The following is a 17245-nucleotide window of genomic DNA, read 5'->3' on the forward strand; positions in this document are numbered from 1 at the left end:
GGCAGGCGGTCAGTCCGCCAGGGTCACGTAGATCGAGTCGCCGGCGAGGCGGACCGTGTGCACCGCGACCGGCTTCGTGGCCGGCAGGCTCAGCGGCTGCCCGTCGTTGAGGTCGAACTCCGACCCGTGGAGCCAGCACTCGATCGTGTCGCCGATCACCTCGCCCTCGGCGAGCGACACGTTCGCGTGCGTGCAGGTGTCGTCGATGGCGTGGACGGTGCCCTGGGAGTCGCGCACGACGGCAACGCGCCGGCCCGCGAGCTCGACGACCGCGCCGCCGACCTCGGGAAGCTCGGCGAGCGTGCCGACGAGGAACTCCTCGGAGTGCCCGACCGGGATGGCCCCGGTGTGCGGGATGTCCTGGCGTCCGTTCATCAGACGATCGCCTCGGCGTCGTCCGCGCCCTCGATCTCGAGGTCATTGGGCTCGCTGGGCTCGAAGCCGAGCTCGATCTCGATCGCGCGCATCACGCGCTGCGTCACCTCGGGCACCCCGATGCGGCCCACGATGTCGGCGAAGAAGCCCCGCACCACCAGGCGACGGGCCTCGTCCTCGGGGATGCCTCGCGCCATCAGGTAGAACAGCTGCTCGTCGTCGAAGCGACCGGTGGCACTCGCGTGCCCGGCCCCCTCGATCTCGCCGGTCTCGATCTCCAGGTTCGGCACCGAGTCGGCGCGGGCCCCGTCGGTGAGCACCAGGTTGCGGTTCATCTCGTAGGTGTCGGTGCCCTCGGCCTCGGCGCGGATGAGCACGTCACCCACCCACACGGTGCGCGCGGTCTCACCCTGCAGGGCGCCCTTGTAGAGCACGTCGGAGTGGCAGCGCGGGGCATTGTGGTCGACGAAGACGCGGTGCTCCTGGTGCTGGCCGGAGTCGGCGAAGTAGACGCCGAACAGGTTGGCCGAGCCACCGGGGCCGTCGTAGGAGACGTTGGTGTTCAGCCGCACCAGGTCGCCACCGAGGGTGACGACGATGTGGCGGAAGGTTGCGTCGCGGCCGACCCGGATCTCGTGCTGACCGGCGTGGACGGCGTCGTCCTCCCACTCCTGCAGGGAGACCACGGTGAGCTGCGAGCCATCACCGGCCAGCACCTCGACGTTCTCCCCGTGCTCGGCGGAGCCGGTGTGGTGCAGGATCACCATGCCCTTGCTGTGGCGACCGGCCTCGACCACCACGTGGGCGCTCGAGCGACGCCCGGCACCCTGGCCGGTGACGTGCACGACGATCGGCTCGGTGAGCTCTACGTCGTCCGGCACACGCACGTGGAGGGCCTCCTCGGACCCGGCCGAGGCGACGGCCGCAACGCGGTCCTCCGGCACCAGCACCGAGCCGCGCGGGGCCTGCCCCGGGGCCAGCGGTGCCACCACGTGCTCGTCCGACGACAGCTCCCAGGTGGTGGCCGGACGCTCACCGCGGGTGTCGGTCGGCTGCTCGGTGAGCAGCGAGCCGAGGCGGTCCAGCGGCGTGAAGCGCCACTCCTCCTCGCGGCCCGTGGGCTGCGGGAAGTCAGCCGGGTCCTGCGAGCGGTGGCGCTTGGCCCGCGACTCGTCGGCCGCCGGGGTGCCCAGCTGCGAGGCCGGGTCGGTGTGCGTGGTGGCGGGGGTGAGCCCGCCGGCGGGCTGGTAGTTCTTCGTCTCGCTGAGCAGCGACATCAGCCGACGGCTCCTTCCATCTGCAGCTCGATCAGGCGGTTCAGCTCGAGGGCGTACTCCATCGGCAGCTCACGGGCGATGGGCTCGACGAACCCGCGCACGATCATGGCCATGGCCTCGGTCTCCGAGACACCGCGGGACATCAGGTAGAACATCTGGTCCTCGGACACCTTCGAGACGGTCGCCTCGTGGCCCATCTGCACGTCGTCCTCGCGGATGTCGACGTAGGGGTATGTGTCGCTGCGGGAGATCTGGTCCACCAGCAGGGCGTCGCAGACCACCGAGGACTTCGAGCCGTAGGCGCCCTCGGCGACCTGCACGAGGCCGCGGTAGGACGAGCGGCCGCCACCGCGCGCCACGGACTTGCTCACGATGGAGCTGGTCGTGTGCGGCGCGTTGTGCACCATCTTGGCGCCGGCGTCCTGGTGCTGGCCCTCGCCGGCGAAGGCGACGGACAGCGTCTCGCCGTTGGCGTGCTCCCCCATCAGGAAGACGGCCGGGTACTTCATGGTGACCTTGGAGCCGATGTTGCCGTCGATCCACTCCATGGTGGCGCCCTCGGCACAGGTGGCCCGCTTGGTGACCAGGTTGTACACGTTGTTCGACCAGTTCTGGATGGTCGTGTAGCGCACCTTGGCGTTCTTCTTCACGACGATCTCGACCACGGCGCTGTGCAGCGAGTCCGACTGGTAGATCGGCGCGGTGCAGCCCTCGACGTAGTGCACCGAGGAGCCCTCGTCGGCGATGATCAGGGTCCGCTCGAACTGGCCCATGTTCTCGGTGTTGATGCGGAAGTAGGCCTGCAGCGGGATGTCGACGTGGACGCCCGGCGGCACGTAGATGAACGAGCCACCCGACCACACGGCGGTGTTCAGCGCGGAGAACTTGTTGTCGCCGGCGGGGATCACGCTGGCGAAGTGCTCGCGGAACAGGTCCTCGTGCTCGCGCAGGGCGGTGTCGGTGTCGACGAAGATGACGCCCTTCTCCTCCAGGTCCTCCCGGATCTGGTGGTAGACGACCTCGGACTCGTACTGCGCGGCGACACCGGCGATGAGGCGCTGCTTCTCGGCCTCCGGGATGCCCAGCTTGTCGTAGGTCTCCTTGATGTCCTCCGGCAGCTCGTCCCAGGTGGTGGCCTGCTTCTCGGTGGACTTCACGAAGTACTTGATGTTCTGGAAGTCGATGTCCGAGAGGTCGGAGCCCCAGTGGGGCATCGGCTTGCGGTCGAACAGGCGCAGCGCCTTGAGGCGCATGGTGCGCATCCAGTCGGGCTCGCCCTTGCGCGTGGTGATGTCCTCCACCACGGCCTCGGACAGGCCGCGCTGGGCCGCCTCACCGGCGGCGTCGCTGTCGCGCCATCCGTACTCGTAGCGGCCCAGGTCCTTGAGACCGGGGTTCAGCTCCTCGATGTGGGAGGCGCCGCTGGGGGTGCCATCGGCCGTCGTGGTCATCGTGACCTCTCCTCGTGGTGGTGGGTGGTGGACGTGTCGGACCCGGACGGGCGGTGGGTCACCGCCGCGGCCGGGACGAAGGTGGTGCAGACGTGGCCGCCGACCGGCAGCGTCTGCAGGCGCTGGACGTGCACGCCGAGCAGTTCCGAGAACGCCTCGGCCTCGGCCTCGCACAGTGCCGGGAAGGCCTCGGCGGCCTGCTGGACCGGGCAGTGGCCCTGGCACAGCTGGAGTCCCTCGGCGGCGGGGACGTCCCGGACCGTTGAGGCGTAGCCGTCGCGGGCCAGCATCCTGGCCAGGGCGGCAGCGCGCTCCCGCGGGTCCTCCCCGACGGCGGCGACCTCCTCGGCGTAGCGGGCGACGACCTGCTCGGCGCGGCGGCGAGCGTACTCGGCCACTGCCTCGTCCCCCTGCGTCTCGTGCAGGAAGTCGAGCAGCTCCACGGCCAGCTCGTCGTAGGCGGTCGGCAACGTGGTGTGCCCCGCGTCCGAGAGCACCCACGCGCGGGCGGGCCGCCCACGGCCCCGCTGGCCGGCGGGGGTGGTCTCGTGCTCGTGCTGGGTGATGACGCCCTCGGTCGCCAGCGCATCGAGGTGGCGGCGGACCGCTGCGGGGGTGAGCTCGAGCTGCTCGGACAGGTCACGGGCCGTCACGGGCCCGTCCTGTGAGACGGCAACCCGCACCCGTTCCCGGGTGGTCGTCGCCTGTTCGCTCATAAACACCACAACAGTGTGTGCTAAATCGTTGTTCCCGTAAAACAGAGGCCAGCCTTACCAGTGGCGAGGTGCGGGGACGGGATGCTTCAAGCAACCCCGTCGTAGGGTGCTCCCCGTGCCCACCACCACCCCCGCGGTCCACTTCGACGCCGTCGCCCTCACCCGGGGGCACGTGACGGCGCTCGACGGCCTCTCGTTCAGCGCGCCCTCCGGCGCGGTGACCTGCGTGCTGGGCCGCAACGGCGCCGGCAAGTCGACGATGGTGGAGGCAGCCACCGGGCTCCTCCGGCCCACCTCCGGCACGGCCCGCGTGCTGGACACCGACCCGTGGCGGGCGTCGGCCGCCCATCGCGGTCGGGTCTCGGTGGCCCTGCAGGACGGTGGTCTGCCGACCGGCATCCGGCCCTCGGCGCTGCTCTCGCACCTGTCCCGGCTCTACCCGGACCCGCGCCCGTGGAAGGACCTCTGGAAGCGGCTGGGCATCGACGCCTACGACGGGCGCATCATCCGGCGCCTGTCCGGCGGCCAGCGTCAGCGGGTGGCCCTCGCGGCGGCCCTGGTGCCCCGACCCGAGGTCACCTTCCTCGACGAGCCCACCGCCGGGCTCGACCCGCACAGTCGGCTCGACGTCTGGGACGTCGTGCGCCGCGTGGCCCAGGAGGGTGCCGGGGTGCTGGTGACCACCCACAGTTTCGAGGAGGCCGAGCGCCTCGCCGACCACGTCGTGGTCATCGACTCCGGTCGCTGCCTGGCCGAGGGGCCGGTGGCCGAGGTGGCCGCCGGGTCGACGCTGGAGGAGCGCTTCTTCGCGCTCACCCGACGGGAGGAGGTCGCATGAGCCGCATGGGGAACGCCGCCGAGGTGCCGGCGGGCCGTCGGGTCCTCGCGCAGGCTCGCCACGAGGCCGGGGTGCTGCTGCGCAACGGCGAGCAGCTGCTGGTCTCGATGGTCCTGCCGCTGCTCAGCCTGCTGGCCCTGGCGTGGACGAGCTACCCCTCCCTCGGTGAGGGCCGGCGCATCGACCTCGCGGTGCCGGGCGTGCTGGCGCTGGCGATCATGTCGACCGCCTTCACGGGCCAGGCCATCTCGCTGGCCTTCGACCGCCGGTACGGGGTGCTCCGCCTGTTCGGCACCACTCCCCTGGGCGCCTCGGGCATGGTCCTGGGTCGTGTGCTCGCGGTGCTCTCGGTCATCGCGCTGCAGGTCGTGCTGCTCGGGGGCGTCGGGCTGTTCCTGGGCTGGCGGCCGGACTGGGTCGGCATCCCGGCGGCGCTGCTGGTCGGCGTGCTGGGCGTCGCGGCCTTCGTGGTGCTGGCGGTGCTCGTGGGCGGGCGCCTACGGGCCGAGGCGGTGCTGGCCCTGGCGAACCTCCTCTGGGTCGCGTTCCTCGGGCTGGGTGCCCTGCTGCCCACCGAGCGCTTCGGCCAGCCGTGGGGCGGGCTCGTGAGACTGACCCCCTCGGGTGCCCTGGGTGACGGCCTGCGGGCAGCCCTGGCACAGGGACGACTCGACTTCGTGGCCGTCCTCGTGCTGCTGGCCTGGTGCGTCGTCGGCGGCGTGCTGGCCGTGCGGGTCTTCCGCTGGTCGGACTGAGTGCCCGGTCGTGCCTCGCCCCGGTGTGGCCCACCGTGGTGCGTCACGGCATCGGGGCAGCGCGGCGTGGCGCACCTGAGGTGCACGGGTGCACACCTCGTCGGCGGGCCGTCCGCGGACTGATCCACGACGCGCCGTAGGATTTGCGCTCGTGAGCACCACCGAATCCGCATCCCCCCGTTCCGATGACACAGCGTCCGGCGCCACGGGCACGAAGGCCCTGACGGGCTGGCGACGCATCGGTCGGTGGGTGCGCCCTCTACTGTGGCTGAACCTCGCCGTGGAGATCGGCATCGTGCTCACCGGTGGTGTGGTGCGGCTGACCGGCTCCGGGCTCGGCTGCCCCACCTGGCCCAACTGCCACGAGGGCTCCCTGACCCCGGTCGTGACGCCTGCGGACGGCATCCACCCCTACATCGAGTTCGGCAACCGCACCCTGACCGGCGTGGTCGGCTTCGTGGCCCTGGCGCTTGTGCTGGCCATCGTCGCCCGGGGTGGGGAGCGGAAGCAGCGCCAGCTGCCGTGGGCGTGGGTGGTCGTCGGCGGCATCCTGCTGCAGGCGATCGTGGGAGGCATCAGCGTGCGCACCGGGCTGCACCCGACCACGGTGAGCATCCACATGCTGCTGTCGATGGTGCTCGTGTCGGCCTCCGCCGCCCTGCTCTGGTTCGACCGCAGCGCGGACGACGTCACCCCGCCGTCGCTCCCCCGCCCCGTGCACCTGACGGCCTCGCTGACGGCCGCGGTCGGTCTGCTCGTACTGGTGCTGGGCACCATGGTCACCGGTACCGGCCCGCACGCCGGTGACGCCGACGAGCCGGTGCGGTACGCGCTGGACCCGCGGATGATCTCGTGGCTCCACGCCGACTCGGTGACCCTGTTCTGCGGGCTCGTCATCGCGATGCTCCTGGCCGTTCACCTGCTGCCCCAGGCGACGCGCGGGGCGCGGCGCACCTGGTGGGTGGTCCTGGCGGTGACGGTCGCGCAGGGTGTGCTCGGGTACACGCAGTACGCGCTGGGGGTGCCGGCGCTGCTGGTGTTCCTGCACATGCTCGGGGCGTGCCTGCTGGTGTGGGCGCTCACCTGGGGCGTGCTCGCCGTCCGGCGCTGAGGTGGGGCGGGGCATCGCCACCCTGCGCTGAGGCCCGGCCGGGCATCGCAGTCCGGTGTTGAGGTGGGGCGGGGCGCTCCCGGCTGGTGCACCTGGCTTCTGGGCACCGTTCGGCTCAGTAGTCGACCCGAACGGTGCACGCTCCTGCGTGGAGCACGTGCTCTCGCAGGCACGTGGCGTGCGGTGATGGTCTGCAGGTGGCGTTCGCAAGCCCTGTGCACCGTTTGCGTCGGTAGCTGATTCGAACGGTGCACAGTCCCGTGAATCCGGCTTGAGTGGTGCACATTGCGCCGGAACGGCGAAGCAAACGGTGCACAGTCATCGACAACCGGCGTGAACGGTGCATGTTGTACGGGAGGGGCGAAGCACGCGGTGCAGGCTGGGCGGGAAGGGCACCCCACACGGTGCACCGTCTTCGGGACGCGAGCCCAACTGTGCTCGACTCAACCGTGCGCGGACCGTGGCTCCGGCCAGTGGGAGCGCGCACTGCCCGCCCGTGGAAGGGGGGGGGGTCAGCCCAGGCCCGGCAGCGCCCGGTAGACCAGCGGGTCGATGGCCACGGCCATGAAGAGCACGCTCACGTAGCTGATCGAGTAGTGGAACAGCCGCATCGGCTTGATCTCGGCCTCGCTCAGGCCGGCTCGGGCACCGCGCAGCAGCGTGTGCGACTCGGTGAGGAAGAGCCCGCCGGAGAGCACGGCCACGACCGTGTAGAGCCAGCCCATCGGCGCGATCGGGATGAGCGCCAGCGAGGTGAGCACCGTGGCCCAAGCATAGACGACGATCTTGCGCCCCACCGCGATGTTGTCCTCGAGCACCGGCAGCATCGGCACCCCGGCGTTGGCGTAGTCGTCGCGGAAGCGCATGGACAGCGGCCAGTAGTGCGGCGGCGTCCAGAAGAAGACGAAGAGGAAGAGCACCAGCGGCGCCCAGTCCAACGAGTTGGTCACGGCCGACCAGCCGATGAGCACCGGGATGCACCCGGCCACGCCACCCCAGACGATGTTCTGGCTGGTCCGACGCTTGAGAACGATCGTGTAGAACCACGCGTACAGCACCACCGCCGCAAACGACAGCGCCGCCGAAAGCCAGTTGACGAGCAGGCCGAGCCAGAGCACCGACGCGACGCACAGCACCACCCCGAACACCAGCGCGTTGCGGGGGCTGATCTGCCCGGTGACCAGCGGGCGGTTGCTGGTCCGGTGCATCTTCGCGTCGATGTCCCGGTCCAGATAGCAGTTCATGACGTTGGCGCTGGAGGCCGACAGCGTGCCGCCGATCAGCGTCGCGATGACGAGCCACCAGTTCGGCACCCCGCGCTCTGCGAGGAACATCACGGGGAAGGTCGTGATGAGCAGCAGCTCGATGATGCGCGGCTTGCAGAGGGAGACGTACGCGCGGACGGTGGACCAGCCACCGGAGTCCGACGGGGTGACGGGAGCCGCCGTCACCTGATCTGCCCCTGAAGTCACGGTGTCCTCTCGACGGTGGGGTGCTGGACCTGACGGTCGGCGGACCACCCGGTCCGCCGACATGGACGCCCATCGTATCCGTCCGGTTCCGGCACCTGCGACGCAGCGTCGTTTCACGGTGCCGCTCCCCCGCGACCTGCCCGCCGGCACCGCGAGGTCATAGGGTGGAGACATCCGTTGTACCCGCACTGCCTCTCGAAGGAGCGCCGCGTGAACGACTCCCCCCACCCCTCCCGTGACAGCCAGCTGGCGGACCCCGTGGTCGACAAGGTCGGGTGGGACGCCACCGACCTGCGCGCGGTGGACACCGCACGCGTCCTGGCGGCCGACGCCGTCCAGAAGTGCGGCAGCGGACACCCCGGCACGGCGATGTCGCTCGCGCCGGTCGCCTACCTGCTCTACCAGCAGGTGATGCGCCACGACCCGAACGCGCCGTCGTGGCTGGGCCGCGACCGCTTCATCCTCTCGGCCGGCCACGCCTGCCTGCTCCAGTACATCCAGCTGTACTTCTCCGGCTACGACCTGGACATGGCCGACCTCAAGGCCCTGCGCACCTTCGAATCCAAGACCCCCGGCCACCCCGAGGTGCACCACACCCAGGGCGTCGAGGCGACGACCGGCCCGCTCGGCTCCGGCCTCGCGACCGCCGTCGGCATGGCGATGGCGCAGCGTCGCCAGCGCGGCATGCTCGACCCGGACGCCGCCCCCGGCACCTCCCCGTTCGACCATCACGTCTGGGTGATCGCCTCGGACGGCGACATCATGGAGGGCGTCACGAGCGAGGCCTCCTCGCTCGCCGGTCACCAGGAGCTCGAGAACCTCACCGTCATCTACGACGACAACGAGATCTCCATCGAGGACGACACGGACATCTCGTTCTCCGAGGACGTGGCCAAGCGCTACGAGGCCTACGGCTGGAACACGGTGACCGTGGACTGGCGCGGGTCCGCCCCGTACACCGAGGACATCGACGCCCTGTACGCCGCGCTGGAGGAGTCCAAGCGCGCCGACGGCCGGCCCACCCTCATCAAGCTCCGCACGGTCATCGGCTGGCCGGCCCCGACCAAGAAGGACACCGGCTCCGCCCACGGCGCCGCCCTGGGCGACGACGAGGTCAAGGGCACCAAGAAGCTGCTCGGGTTCGACCCCGAGGTCGCGTTCCCCGAGGAGGAGGACGTCCTGGCCCACGTGCGCCGTGTGGCCGACCGCGGCGCCGCCGCGCACGCCAAGTGGCAGAAGGACTTCCAGGCCTGGCGGGCGGCCAACACCGAGAACGCGCGCCTGCTGGACCGCCTCGAGGCCCAGGACCTGCCCGAGGGCTTCGCCGAGGCCTTCCCGACCTGGACCACCGACGACAAGCCGATCGCCACCCGCAAGGCCTCCGGTCAGGTGCTCAACGCCCTGGCCGAGGTGATGCCCGAACTCTGGGGTGGCTCGGCCGACCTCGCCGGCTCGAACAACACGACGATGGACGGCGTGCCGAGCTTCGTCCCCGAGGCGAAGTCCACCGGCATGTTCTCCGGCGACAAGTACGGCCGGACGCTGCACTTCGGCATCCGCGAGAATGCCATGGGCATGGCGATGACGGGCATCGCGCTGGAGGGCCTGACGCGCCCCTACGGCGGTACCTTCCTGACCTTCAGCGACTACATGCGCCCGGCGGTGCGCCTCGCGGCCATCCAGAACGCCCCGGTGACGTACGTCTGGACGCACGACTCGATCGGTCTGGGCGAGGACGGCCCGACCCACCAGCCGATCGAACACCTCGCCGCGCTCCGCGCGATCCCGGACCTCGACGTGGTCCGCCCGGCGGACGCCAACGAGACTGCGGTGGCCTGGCGCACCATCCTGGGCAACGTGGACCACCCGGCGGCCCTGGCGCTCACCCGCCAGGAGGTCCCGCACATCGACCGCGAGCAGCACGCCTCGGCCGAGGGCGTCGCCAAGGGCGGGTACCCGCTGGCCGACGCCGACGGCGAGCTGAAGGTGCTCCTCGTCGCCACCGGCTCCGAGGTGCAGCTCGCTCTGGAAGCCCGCGAGACGCTCCAGGCCGACGGGGTCGGCACCCGTGTGGTGTCCATGCCCTGCCGCGAGTGGTTCGCGAAGCAGGACCGCGCCTACCGTGACGAGGTCCTCCCCCCGTCGGTCCGCGCCCGCGTGACCGTCGAGGCCGGCATCTCGATGCCGTGGTGGGACATCCTGGGTGATGCCGGTCAGCCGGTCTCGCTGGAGCACTTCGGCGCCTCCGGTGCGGCCGACGTCCTCTTCGAGAAGTTCGGCATCACCGCCAAGGCAACCGTGGCCGCGGCCCGCAAGTCCCTGCAGATCGTGGAAGGACAGTGAGCATGTCGCACACCACCCCCGAGGCCAGCAAGGTCAGCACGCTGGAGTTCCCCGACGCTCCGCAGCCGGTGCGGGACCTCTCCGCCCAGGGCGTCTCCATCTGGCTGGACGACCTGTCGCGGCCGATGATCCGCGAGGGCGAGCTGCAGAAGCTCATCGACACCCGCGCCGTCGTCGGCGTGACGACCAATCCGTCGATCTTCTCGAAGGCGCTCTCCGAGGCCGCCGACTACGACGAGCAGGTCCGCGAGATCGCCGCCGAGGGCGTCGACGTCGACGAGGCGGTGTACCGCCTGACCACCACGGACGTGGCCGACGCCTGCGACCTGCTGATGCCGCTGTACGAGCGCACCGAGGGACAGGACGGGCGGGTGTCCATCGAGGTGGACCCGCGCATGGCCGCCGACACCCGAGCCACGGTCGACATGGCCCGCCGGCTGTGGGCGACGATCGGCCGCCCGAACCTGCTCATCAAGATCCCGGCGACGGTCGAGGGCCTGCCGGCCATCACCCAGGTGATCGCCGAGGGCATCAGCGTCAACGTGACGCTGATCTTCTCGCTGGACCGCTACCGGGGCGTCATGAACGCCTACCTGACCGGTCTGGAGCAGGCCCGCGAGGCCGGGCGGGACCTGTCGACCATCCACTCGGTGGCGAGCTTCTTCGTCTCCCGCGTGGACAGCGAGGTCGACGCCCGGCTGGACCAGCTCGACGACCCGCGCGCCGCGGAGCTCAAGGGGAAGGCCGCGCTGGCCAACGCCCGGCTGGCCTACCAGGCCTTCGACGAGGTCTTCTCCACCCCGCGCTGGCAGACGCTCGACGACGCGGGGGCCAACGTGCAGCGACCGCTGTGGGCCTCCACGTCCGTCAAGGACGAGTCCCTGCCGGACACCCTGTACGTCACCGAGCTCGTGGCCGCCAACACGGTGAACACGATGCCCGGCAAGACGCTGGAGGCCACCGCCGACCACGCGGAGGTCACCGGCGACACCATCCAGGGCACCTACGAGGAGGCTGCGGCCGTCCTCGACGGTCTGGAGGCGCTCGGCGTCCGCTACCAGGACGTGGTGGAGAAGCTCGAGCGCGAGGGCGTCGAGAAGTTCGCCGACGCCTGGGCCGACCTGCTGCGCTCGGTCACCGAGCAGCTCGAGGCCGCCCGGGCCTGACCGTCCCGGCCCGACCACCCGCCTAGTTCACAAGGAGCACCTACCCGTGTTGGAGCGTTCCAGCGAGATCGTCGTCGACGCGACCGGCCCCGCGGCCGACGCGATCGCCGAGCACATGGACCGTCTGGTGGCCGATCGGGTCGCCAGCCGCATCGGGGCCAAGGACGCCTCCCTGTGGGGGGCGGCGGCCAGCGAGGAGGCCGCCAAGCGTCTCGGGTGGGTGGACCTGCACCGCACCAGCCGGGCACTGGTCGGCGAGGTCGAGACACTGGCCGACCGCCACTCTGCGCACGACCGGGTGGTGCTGTGCGGCATGGGCGGCTCGTCCCTGGCCCCGGAGGTGATCACCGCGACGGACCGCAAGGAGCTCGTCGTCTGCGACTCCTCCGACCCGCAGATGGTCGCGGCCGCGATCGGCTCGGCGGAGGAGCTCGCCCGCACGGTGGTCGTCGTCTCCTCCAAGAGCGGCTCCACCGCCGAGACCGACTCCCAGCGCCGTGCCTTCGTCGCCGCATTCCAGGACGCCGGGCTCGACCCGACGGAGCACGTCGTGGTGGTGACCGACCCGGGCTCGCCGTTCGACCAGTCGGTGCGCAGCGAGGGCTACGCCGTGGTGAACGCCGACGACCAGGTCGGCGGCCGCTACAGCGCGCTCACGGCCTTCGGGCTGGTGCCCAGCGCCCTGGCAGGGGTCGACGTGGCCGCGCTGCTCGACGAGGCGGAGTCAGTCGCCGACGTCATGACGACCGACGACGCCGCCAACCCCGCGCTGCGCCTGGGTGCCGTGCTCGCCGGGCAGGCCGCCGCGCGCCGTGACGTCCTGGTGGTCAGCGACGCCGGCACCTGGATCCGCGGTCTGGGCGACTGGGTGGAACAACTCGTCGCCGAGTCGACCGGAAAGGAGGGCACCGGGGTGCTCCCGGTGGTGGACCTGCCCTCCACCGAGGGCGCCGATCCCCTGGCCCACCGCCTGGCCGACCAGCCGGACGTCACCGTCGCGCGCATCATCGGCGACGAGGTGGACGAGCGCGACGACTGGTTCGCCGGGGACGACCTGGAGCCGGTGGACGGGCAGCACCCCGCCTCGGTGGTGAACGTCGGTGGCTCCCTCGGTGGGCAGTTCCTGCTCTGGGAGACCGCCACCGCCGTGGCCGGCTACCTGCTGGGCATCAACCCGTTCGACCAGCCGGACGTGGAGAGCGCCAAGGAGGCCGCCCGCGAGCAGATGTCCGGCGGCGGCCGCGCGGCCTCGGAGCCGGCGCTCACGACCTCCGGCGTCGAGGTCCGGGCCGCCGGCACGGACTTCCTGGGCGAGGCCGCATCGGTCCAGCAGGCCGTCGCGGCGCTGCTGGAGCAGGTGGGCCCGAGTGGCTACCTGGCCGTCATGGCGTATGTGGACCGCTGGCAGCACGGTGAGGAGGCTGCGGCGACGCAGAAGGCGCTCACCGTGGCGACGGGTCGGCCCGTCACCATCGGCTTCGGGCCGCGATTCCTGCACTCCACCGGCCAGTTCCACAAGGGCGGGCCGGCCGACGGGGTCTACCTGCAGGTCACGCGACGGGTGGCCGAGGGCGAGGACCGGGAGGTCGCCGGCAAGGACTTCACCTTCGGCGAGCTCATCGCGGCCCAGGCCGCCGGCGACGCCCAGGTGCTCGCGGGCAAGGGGCGGCCGGTGCTGCGTCTGACGGCCCTGGACGACCAGGGCTACGCGGCCATCGTGCAGGCACTGCGGCAGGCCGGGGACACCGCATGAGCCCGGTGCCGGTTACCGCCGCGCACAACCCGCTGCGGGTCGACGACGACAAGCGGCTCCCCCGCATCGCCGGCCCCAGCGCCCTGGTCCTCTTCGGCGTCACCGGGGACCTGGCCCGCAAGAAGCTCCTGCCCGCCATCTACGACCTCGCCAACCGAGGCCTGCTCCCCTCGGGGTTCTCGCTGGTCGGCTTCGCCCGCCGGGACTGGAACGACCAGGACTTCATGGCCCAGGCCAAGGAGGCCGTGCAGGAGCACTCCCGGACGCCCTTCCAGGAGGACGTCTGGAACACCCTCGCGCAGGGAGTGCGCTTCGTGGCCGGCACCTTCGACGACCCGGCGGCCTACGCCGAGCTCGCCGGCGTCCTGGCGGAGCTCGACGAGCTGCGGGGCACCGGTGGCAACCGCGCCTTCTACCTGTCGATCCCCCCGTGCTTCTTCGCCGAGGTCTGCCGACGGCTCGAGGACGCCGGGCTGTCCACGCCGGTGGAGGGCTCCTGGCGCCGGGTGGTCATCGAGAAGCCCTTCGGCCACGACGAGCGGTCGGCCAGCGAGCTCAACGCCATCGTCGAGGACGTCTTCCCGGCCGACTCGATCTTCCGGATCGACCACTACCTGGGCAAGGAGACCGTCCAGAACATCCTGGCCCTGCGCTTCGCGAACCAGATGTTCGAGCCCATCTGGAACGCGAACTACGTCGACCACGTGCAGATCACGATGGCCGAGGACATCGGCATCGGCGGCCGGGCCGGCTACTACGACGGGGTCGGCGCCGCCCGTGACGTCATCCAGAACCACCTGCTGCAGCTCATGGCCCTGACGGCCATCGAGGAGCCGATCAGCTTCGACGCCCACCACCTGCGCATGGAGAAGGAGAAGGTGCTGGCCTCCACCTCCCTGGCTGGCTCGGTGGAGGACGCCGCGGTGCGCGGGCAGTACGCCGCCGGCTGGCAGGGCAACGAGAAGGTGGAGGGCTACCTCCAGGAGGAGGGGGTCGCCGCCGACTCGGTCACCGAGACCTACGCCGCGCTGAAGCTGCAGGTGGACACCCGGCGCTGGGCCGGCGTGCCCTTCTACCTGCGCGCGGGCAAGCGCCTGGGCAAGCGGGTCAGCGAGATCGCGGTGGTGTTCAAACGGGCCCCGCACCTGCCCTTCACGGACACCGCCACCGAGGAGCTGGGGCAGAACGTCATCGTCATCCGGGTGCAGCCCGACGAGGGCGTGACCATGCGCTTCGGTTCGAAGGTGCCCGGCCCGCAGATGGAGGTGCGCGACGTCACGATGGACTTCGGCTACGGCAACGCCTTCACCGAGTCCTCCCCCGAGGCCTACGAGCGGCTCATCCTGGACGTGCTGCTGGGCGAGCCGCCGCTCTTCCCCCGGCACGAGGAGGTCGAGCTCTCCTGGCGCATCCTCGACCCCGTGACCGAGTACTGGGCGAGCCGGGAGGCCACCCCGCCTGAGCAGTACGCGGCCGGCACCTGGGGCCCGGAGTCCAGTGACGACATGATGCTCACCGACGGGCGCGCCTGGAGGTTGCCTTGATCTTCGACTACCCCGACACCTCGGCCCGCACCCTGGCCCGTGAGCTCGTCCGCATCCGCACCGACCAGGGCGCCATGGCGCTGGGGCGCGTGCTGAGCCTGGCCATCGTGACCGACCGGCGACGCGTCGACGAGGTCATGGAGATCGCCACGGCCGCCACGCGGCAGCACCCCAGCCGCATCATCGTGCTCGTCAAGAGCCGTGCCGACGCCCCGGTGCGACTGGACGCCCAGCTGCGGCTGGGTGGTGACGCCGGCGCCAGCGAGATCGTCGTGCTGCACCTGCACGGTGAGCTGGTGGAGCATGAGCACGCGGTGCTCATGCCGCTGCTGCTGCCGGACTCCCCCGTCGTCGCCTGGTGGCCCGGCGCGCCGCCGGTGACCTTCCACGAGTCCCCCGTGGCGCGCGTGGCCAGCCGCCGCATCACGACCATGGCCGAGGCCGGCGACCCGCCGACCACCCTGGCCCGGATGGCCGACAGCTACGAGCCGGGCGACACCGACATCGCGTGGACCCGCATCACCCGGTGGCGCGCGCTCATCGCCGCAGCGCTGGACGAGCCGCCGTTCGAGGAGGTCACGTCGGTGACCGTCACCGGTGGGTCCGACAGCCCCCGCGTGGACCTGCTGGGCCTGTGGCTCGGGCAGAGCCTCGACTGCCCGGTGACGCGGGCGCGCTCCCGCCCCGGTGAGGGCGTCACCTCGGTGCGGTTGCAGCGCGCGTCGGGCCCGATCGACCTGGTGCGCGTCGACGGCGACACCGCGATGCTGCTGGCACCCGGCAAGCTGCCGCGGCGCGTGGCCCTGCCCCACAGCTCGATGGCCCAGAGCCTGGCCGCCGAGCTGCACCGGCTGGACGTGGACAAGGTCTACGAGCGCGTGCTCGAGTCCGTCTCCACCGTGCAGATGGACACCATGACCACGAGCGAGGCCTACCGCGCCGGCCTCGCCCTGGACACCGCCGGCGCCCTCGAGGCAGAGCGCGAGGCGGCACCCCCTGAAGAAGTGGAGGACGCATGACCCCCGAGCTGCACGTCTCCCCCGACCCCGACACCACGGCCGTCACCCTGGTGGACGCGCTGGTGGAGCTGGTGACCGACCGCGGCAGCGCCCACGTCGGACTCACCGGAGGATCGATGGGCGTGGCCGTCGCCGCGGAGATCGGCCGCCGCTGGGCCGCCGGCGAGGTGGACTTCTCGACGGTGGACTGGTGGTTCAGCGACGAGCGCCACTTGCCGGCCGACGACCCGGAGCGCAACGCCCTGCAGGTGCGCCACGCGCTGGGCGACGCACCCCTGGCCGAGGACCGCTTCCACGTCGTGCCCGCGGTGCCGCCCAACGGCGACCCGGACCGCACCGGTGCGGAGCAGGCTGCCGCCGACTATGCCGAGGAGCTGGAGGAGGTCCCCCAGCAGGACGGCCTCCCGGTGCTGGACCTGGTGGTGCTCGGGGTGGGCCCGGACGCCCACGTGGCCTCGCTCTTCCCCAGCCACCCGGACTCGGGCGCGACGGGGCCGTGGACCACGGCGGTGGAGGACTCCCCCAAGCCGCCGCCGGTGCGGGTGTCGTTCACCATGCAGGTCATCCGGGCCGCCGACGAGGTCTGGCTGGTGGCAGCCGGCGAGGGCAAGGCCGACGCCCTGGGCCGGGCGCACGAGCACTTCGACGCCCCCGTCGAGCCCGGTCCGCTGGAGGTGCCCGCGGCGCAGGCCGTCGGGCGTCACCGCACGCGCTGGTTCGTCGACCGCGAGGCGGCCGGCCGGCTGCAGGGCTGAGCCCCGGCCGGCCGGCGGCTCAGGCCGTGCCGCGCTGCTCGCGCAGGCGCGTCAGGGCCTCGCCGAGCAGGGCCTCGCCGGCGGCCTCGTCACGACGCTCCTGCACGTAGGCCAAGTGCGTCTTGTAGGGCTTGATGCTGGGGGCCGCCGGCGGGTTCGCCCCGTCGCGGCCGGCCGGCAGCCCGCAGCGCACGCAGTCCCACTCCTCGGGGAGCCCGTCGGACACCTCGGCGGAGAACCGCACCGGCGTCGCGTGCCCGTTGCAGCAGTGGTAGAACACCTCGGTGGCCGCGGCGCTCTCACCGCGCTCCATCTCCCCCATCGGGCCGGAACCCACACGGGTCCCTCGAATGGCCTGCCCACCGGTCACCATGCGGAACTCCTGTCCTCAGGCCCTCGCGGCCCGGACACGGCCGCGGGGCGGTCGTGTCACTTGACGATGCCGAGGGCCACCACGGTGGCGAACCACGTCAGGGCCATGCCGATGGTGATCCGGTTCAGATTCCGCTCGGCGACGGTGGACGAGCCACCGGTCGCCGAGACGCCCCCGCCGAACATGTCGGACAGTCCGCCACCACGACCCTTGTGCATGAGGATGAGCAGCACGAGGAAGAGGCTCGTGAGCACGAGCACCGCGTCGAGGATCCAGCGGATGATGTCCATGGACGGA

Annotated in this window: 16 protein-coding genes; 9 read left to right on the plus strand and 7 right to left on the minus strand. The window is 71.5% G+C overall.

Annotation, left to right across the window (positions count from 1 at the left end; translation table 11 throughout):
* Window positions 1–9: 9 nt before the first annotated feature.
* Genes ACY8FT_RS03775 through ACY8FT_RS03790 form a run of 4 tightly spaced genes read right to left on the minus strand, consistent with a single transcriptional unit; the run spans window position 10 to window position 3756 of the window.
* Window positions 10–375: a non-heme iron oxygenase ferredoxin subunit gene (locus tag ACY8FT_RS03775; protein WP_462417599.1), complete on the minus strand. Its 366-nt coding sequence runs from the start codon at window positions 373–375 to the stop codon at window positions 10–12.
* Window positions 375–1652, minus strand: coding sequence for a Fe-S cluster assembly protein SufD (gene sufD / locus ACY8FT_RS03780; protein ID WP_462417600.1), 1278 nt, complete (start codon window positions 1650–1652; stop codon window positions 375–377). The genes ACY8FT_RS03775 and sufD overlap by 1 nt, the downstream gene beginning before the upstream one ends.
* A complete protein-coding gene (gene sufB, locus ACY8FT_RS03785) occupies window positions 1652–3103 on the minus strand; it encodes a Fe-S cluster assembly protein SufB (protein ID WP_462417601.1) in 1452 nt (483 codons plus the stop codon). The genes sufD and sufB overlap by 1 nt, the downstream gene beginning before the upstream one ends.
* Window positions 3100–3756, minus strand: coding sequence for a helix-turn-helix transcriptional regulator (locus tag ACY8FT_RS03790; protein WP_462417602.1), 657 nt, complete (start codon window positions 3754–3756; stop codon window positions 3100–3102). The genes sufB and ACY8FT_RS03790 overlap by 4 nt, the downstream gene beginning before the upstream one ends.
* A gap of 178 nt (window positions 3757–3934) precedes the next feature.
* Between ACY8FT_RS03790 and ACY8FT_RS03795 the strand changes: the two genes are divergently transcribed.
* From ACY8FT_RS03795 to ACY8FT_RS03805, 3 genes are all read left to right on the plus strand, one after another.
* Complete coding sequence (locus ACY8FT_RS03795; protein ID WP_462417603.1) at window positions 3935–4657, plus strand: ABC transporter ATP-binding protein; 723 nt, start codon at window positions 3935–3937, stop codon at window positions 4655–4657.
* Window positions 4654–5412 (plus strand): ABC-2 transporter permease, encoded by a 759-nt coding sequence (locus tag ACY8FT_RS03800; RefSeq protein WP_462417604.1) that lies wholly within the window; start codon window positions 4654–4656, stop codon window positions 5410–5412. Before ACY8FT_RS03795 ends, ACY8FT_RS03800 begins: the two co-directional genes overlap by 4 nt.
* 151 nt (window positions 5413–5563) lie before the next feature.
* On the plus strand, window positions 5564–6523 hold the full coding sequence (locus ACY8FT_RS03805; RefSeq protein ID WP_462417605.1) for a COX15/CtaA family protein: 960 nt from the start codon (window positions 5564–5566) through the stop codon (window positions 6521–6523).
* Between the two features lie 512 nt (window positions 6524–7035).
* On the opposite strand, the gene ACY8FT_RS03810 is transcribed toward ACY8FT_RS03805, so the two are convergent.
* On the minus strand, window positions 7036–7974 hold the full coding sequence (locus ACY8FT_RS03810) for a heme o synthase (protein ID WP_462417606.1): 939 nt from the start codon (window positions 7972–7974) through the stop codon (window positions 7036–7038).
* A gap of 231 nt (window positions 7975–8205) precedes the next feature.
* Here ACY8FT_RS03810 and tkt point away from each other — a divergent pair, with 231 nt between their 5' ends.
* The 6 genes from tkt to pgl all read left to right on the plus strand — a co-directional run bounded on the left by tkt (window position 8206) and on the right by pgl (window position 16575).
* A complete protein-coding gene (gene tkt / locus ACY8FT_RS03815; RefSeq protein ID WP_462417607.1) occupies window positions 8206–10338 on the plus strand; it encodes a transketolase in 2133 nt (710 codons plus the stop codon).
* Between the two features lie 2 nt (window positions 10339–10340).
* Window positions 10341–11504, plus strand: a complete 1164-nt coding sequence (tal, locus tag ACY8FT_RS03820; RefSeq protein ID WP_462417608.1) for a transaldolase — start codon at window positions 10341–10343, stop codon at window positions 11502–11504.
* 115 nt (window positions 11505–11619) lie between these two features.
* On the plus strand, window positions 11620–13257 hold the full coding sequence (locus ACY8FT_RS03825) for a glucose-6-phosphate isomerase (RefSeq protein ID WP_462418391.1): 1638 nt from the start codon (window positions 11620–11622) through the stop codon (window positions 13255–13257).
* Complete coding sequence (zwf, locus tag ACY8FT_RS03830) at window positions 13254–14801, plus strand: glucose-6-phosphate dehydrogenase (RefSeq protein ID WP_462417609.1); 1548 nt, start codon at window positions 13254–13256, stop codon at window positions 14799–14801. The genes ACY8FT_RS03825 and zwf overlap by 4 nt, the downstream gene beginning before the upstream one ends.
* Complete coding sequence (locus ACY8FT_RS03835) at window positions 14798–15820, plus strand: glucose-6-phosphate dehydrogenase assembly protein OpcA (RefSeq protein ID WP_462417610.1); 1023 nt, start codon at window positions 14798–14800, stop codon at window positions 15818–15820. The genes zwf and ACY8FT_RS03835 overlap by 4 nt, the downstream gene beginning before the upstream one ends.
* Window positions 15817–16575: a 6-phosphogluconolactonase gene (pgl, locus tag ACY8FT_RS03840; RefSeq protein WP_462417611.1), complete on the plus strand. Its 759-nt coding sequence runs from the start codon at window positions 15817–15819 to the stop codon at window positions 16573–16575. Before ACY8FT_RS03835 ends, pgl begins: the two co-directional genes overlap by 4 nt.
* Window positions 16576–16594: 19 nt before the next feature.
* Here the strand turns inward: pgl and ACY8FT_RS03845 are convergent, their stop codons facing one another.
* Entirely contained in the window at window positions 16595–16948 is a 354-nt protein-coding gene (locus ACY8FT_RS03845) for an RNA polymerase-binding protein RbpA (protein WP_462417612.1), read from the minus strand.
* A gap of 56 nt (window positions 16949–17004) precedes the next feature.
* Entirely contained in the window at window positions 17005–17238 is a 234-nt protein-coding gene (gene secG / locus ACY8FT_RS03850) for a preprotein translocase subunit SecG (RefSeq protein WP_462417613.1), read from the minus strand.
* Window positions 17239–17245 lie beyond the last annotated feature (7 nt).

It is taken from the genome of Kytococcus sp. Marseille-QA3725 (genome assembly GCF_054950055.1).

Excerpts from the sequence above, each read along its gene's own strand:
- ACY8FT_RS03775 (WP_462417599.1), bottom strand. The coding sequence starts at position 375 with ATGAACGGACGCCAGGACATCCCGCACACCGGGGCCATCCCGGTCGGG.
- sufD (WP_462417600.1), bottom strand. The coding sequence starts at position 1,652 with ATGTCGCTGCTCAGCGAGACGAAGAACTACCAGCCCGCCGGCGGGCTC.
- sufB (WP_462417601.1), bottom strand. The coding sequence starts at position 3,103 with ATGACCACGACGGCCGATGGCACCCCCAGCGGCGCCTCCCACATCGAG.
- ACY8FT_RS03800 (WP_462417604.1), top strand. The coding sequence starts at position 4,654 with ATGAGCCGCATGGGGAACGCCGCCGAGGTGCCGGCGGGCCGTCGGGTC.
- tal (WP_462417608.1), top strand. The coding sequence starts at position 10,341 with ATGTCGCACACCACCCCCGAGGCCAGCAAGGTCAGCACGCTGGAGTTC.
- ACY8FT_RS03825 (WP_462418391.1), top strand. The coding sequence starts at position 11,620 with ATGGACCGTCTGGTGGCCGATCGGGTCGCCAGCCGCATCGGGGCCAAG.
- zwf (WP_462417609.1), top strand. The coding sequence starts at position 13,254 with ATGAGCCCGGTGCCGGTTACCGCCGCGCACAACCCGCTGCGGGTCGAC.
- pgl (WP_462417611.1), top strand. The coding sequence starts at position 15,817 with ATGACCCCCGAGCTGCACGTCTCCCCCGACCCCGACACCACGGCCGTC.
- ACY8FT_RS03845 (WP_462417612.1), bottom strand. The coding sequence starts at position 16,948 with ATGGTGACCGGTGGGCAGGCCATTCGAGGGACCCGTGTGGGTTCCGGC.
- secG (WP_462417613.1), bottom strand. The coding sequence starts at position 17,238 with ATGGACATCATCCGCTGGATCCTCGACGCGGTGCTCGTGCTCACGAGC.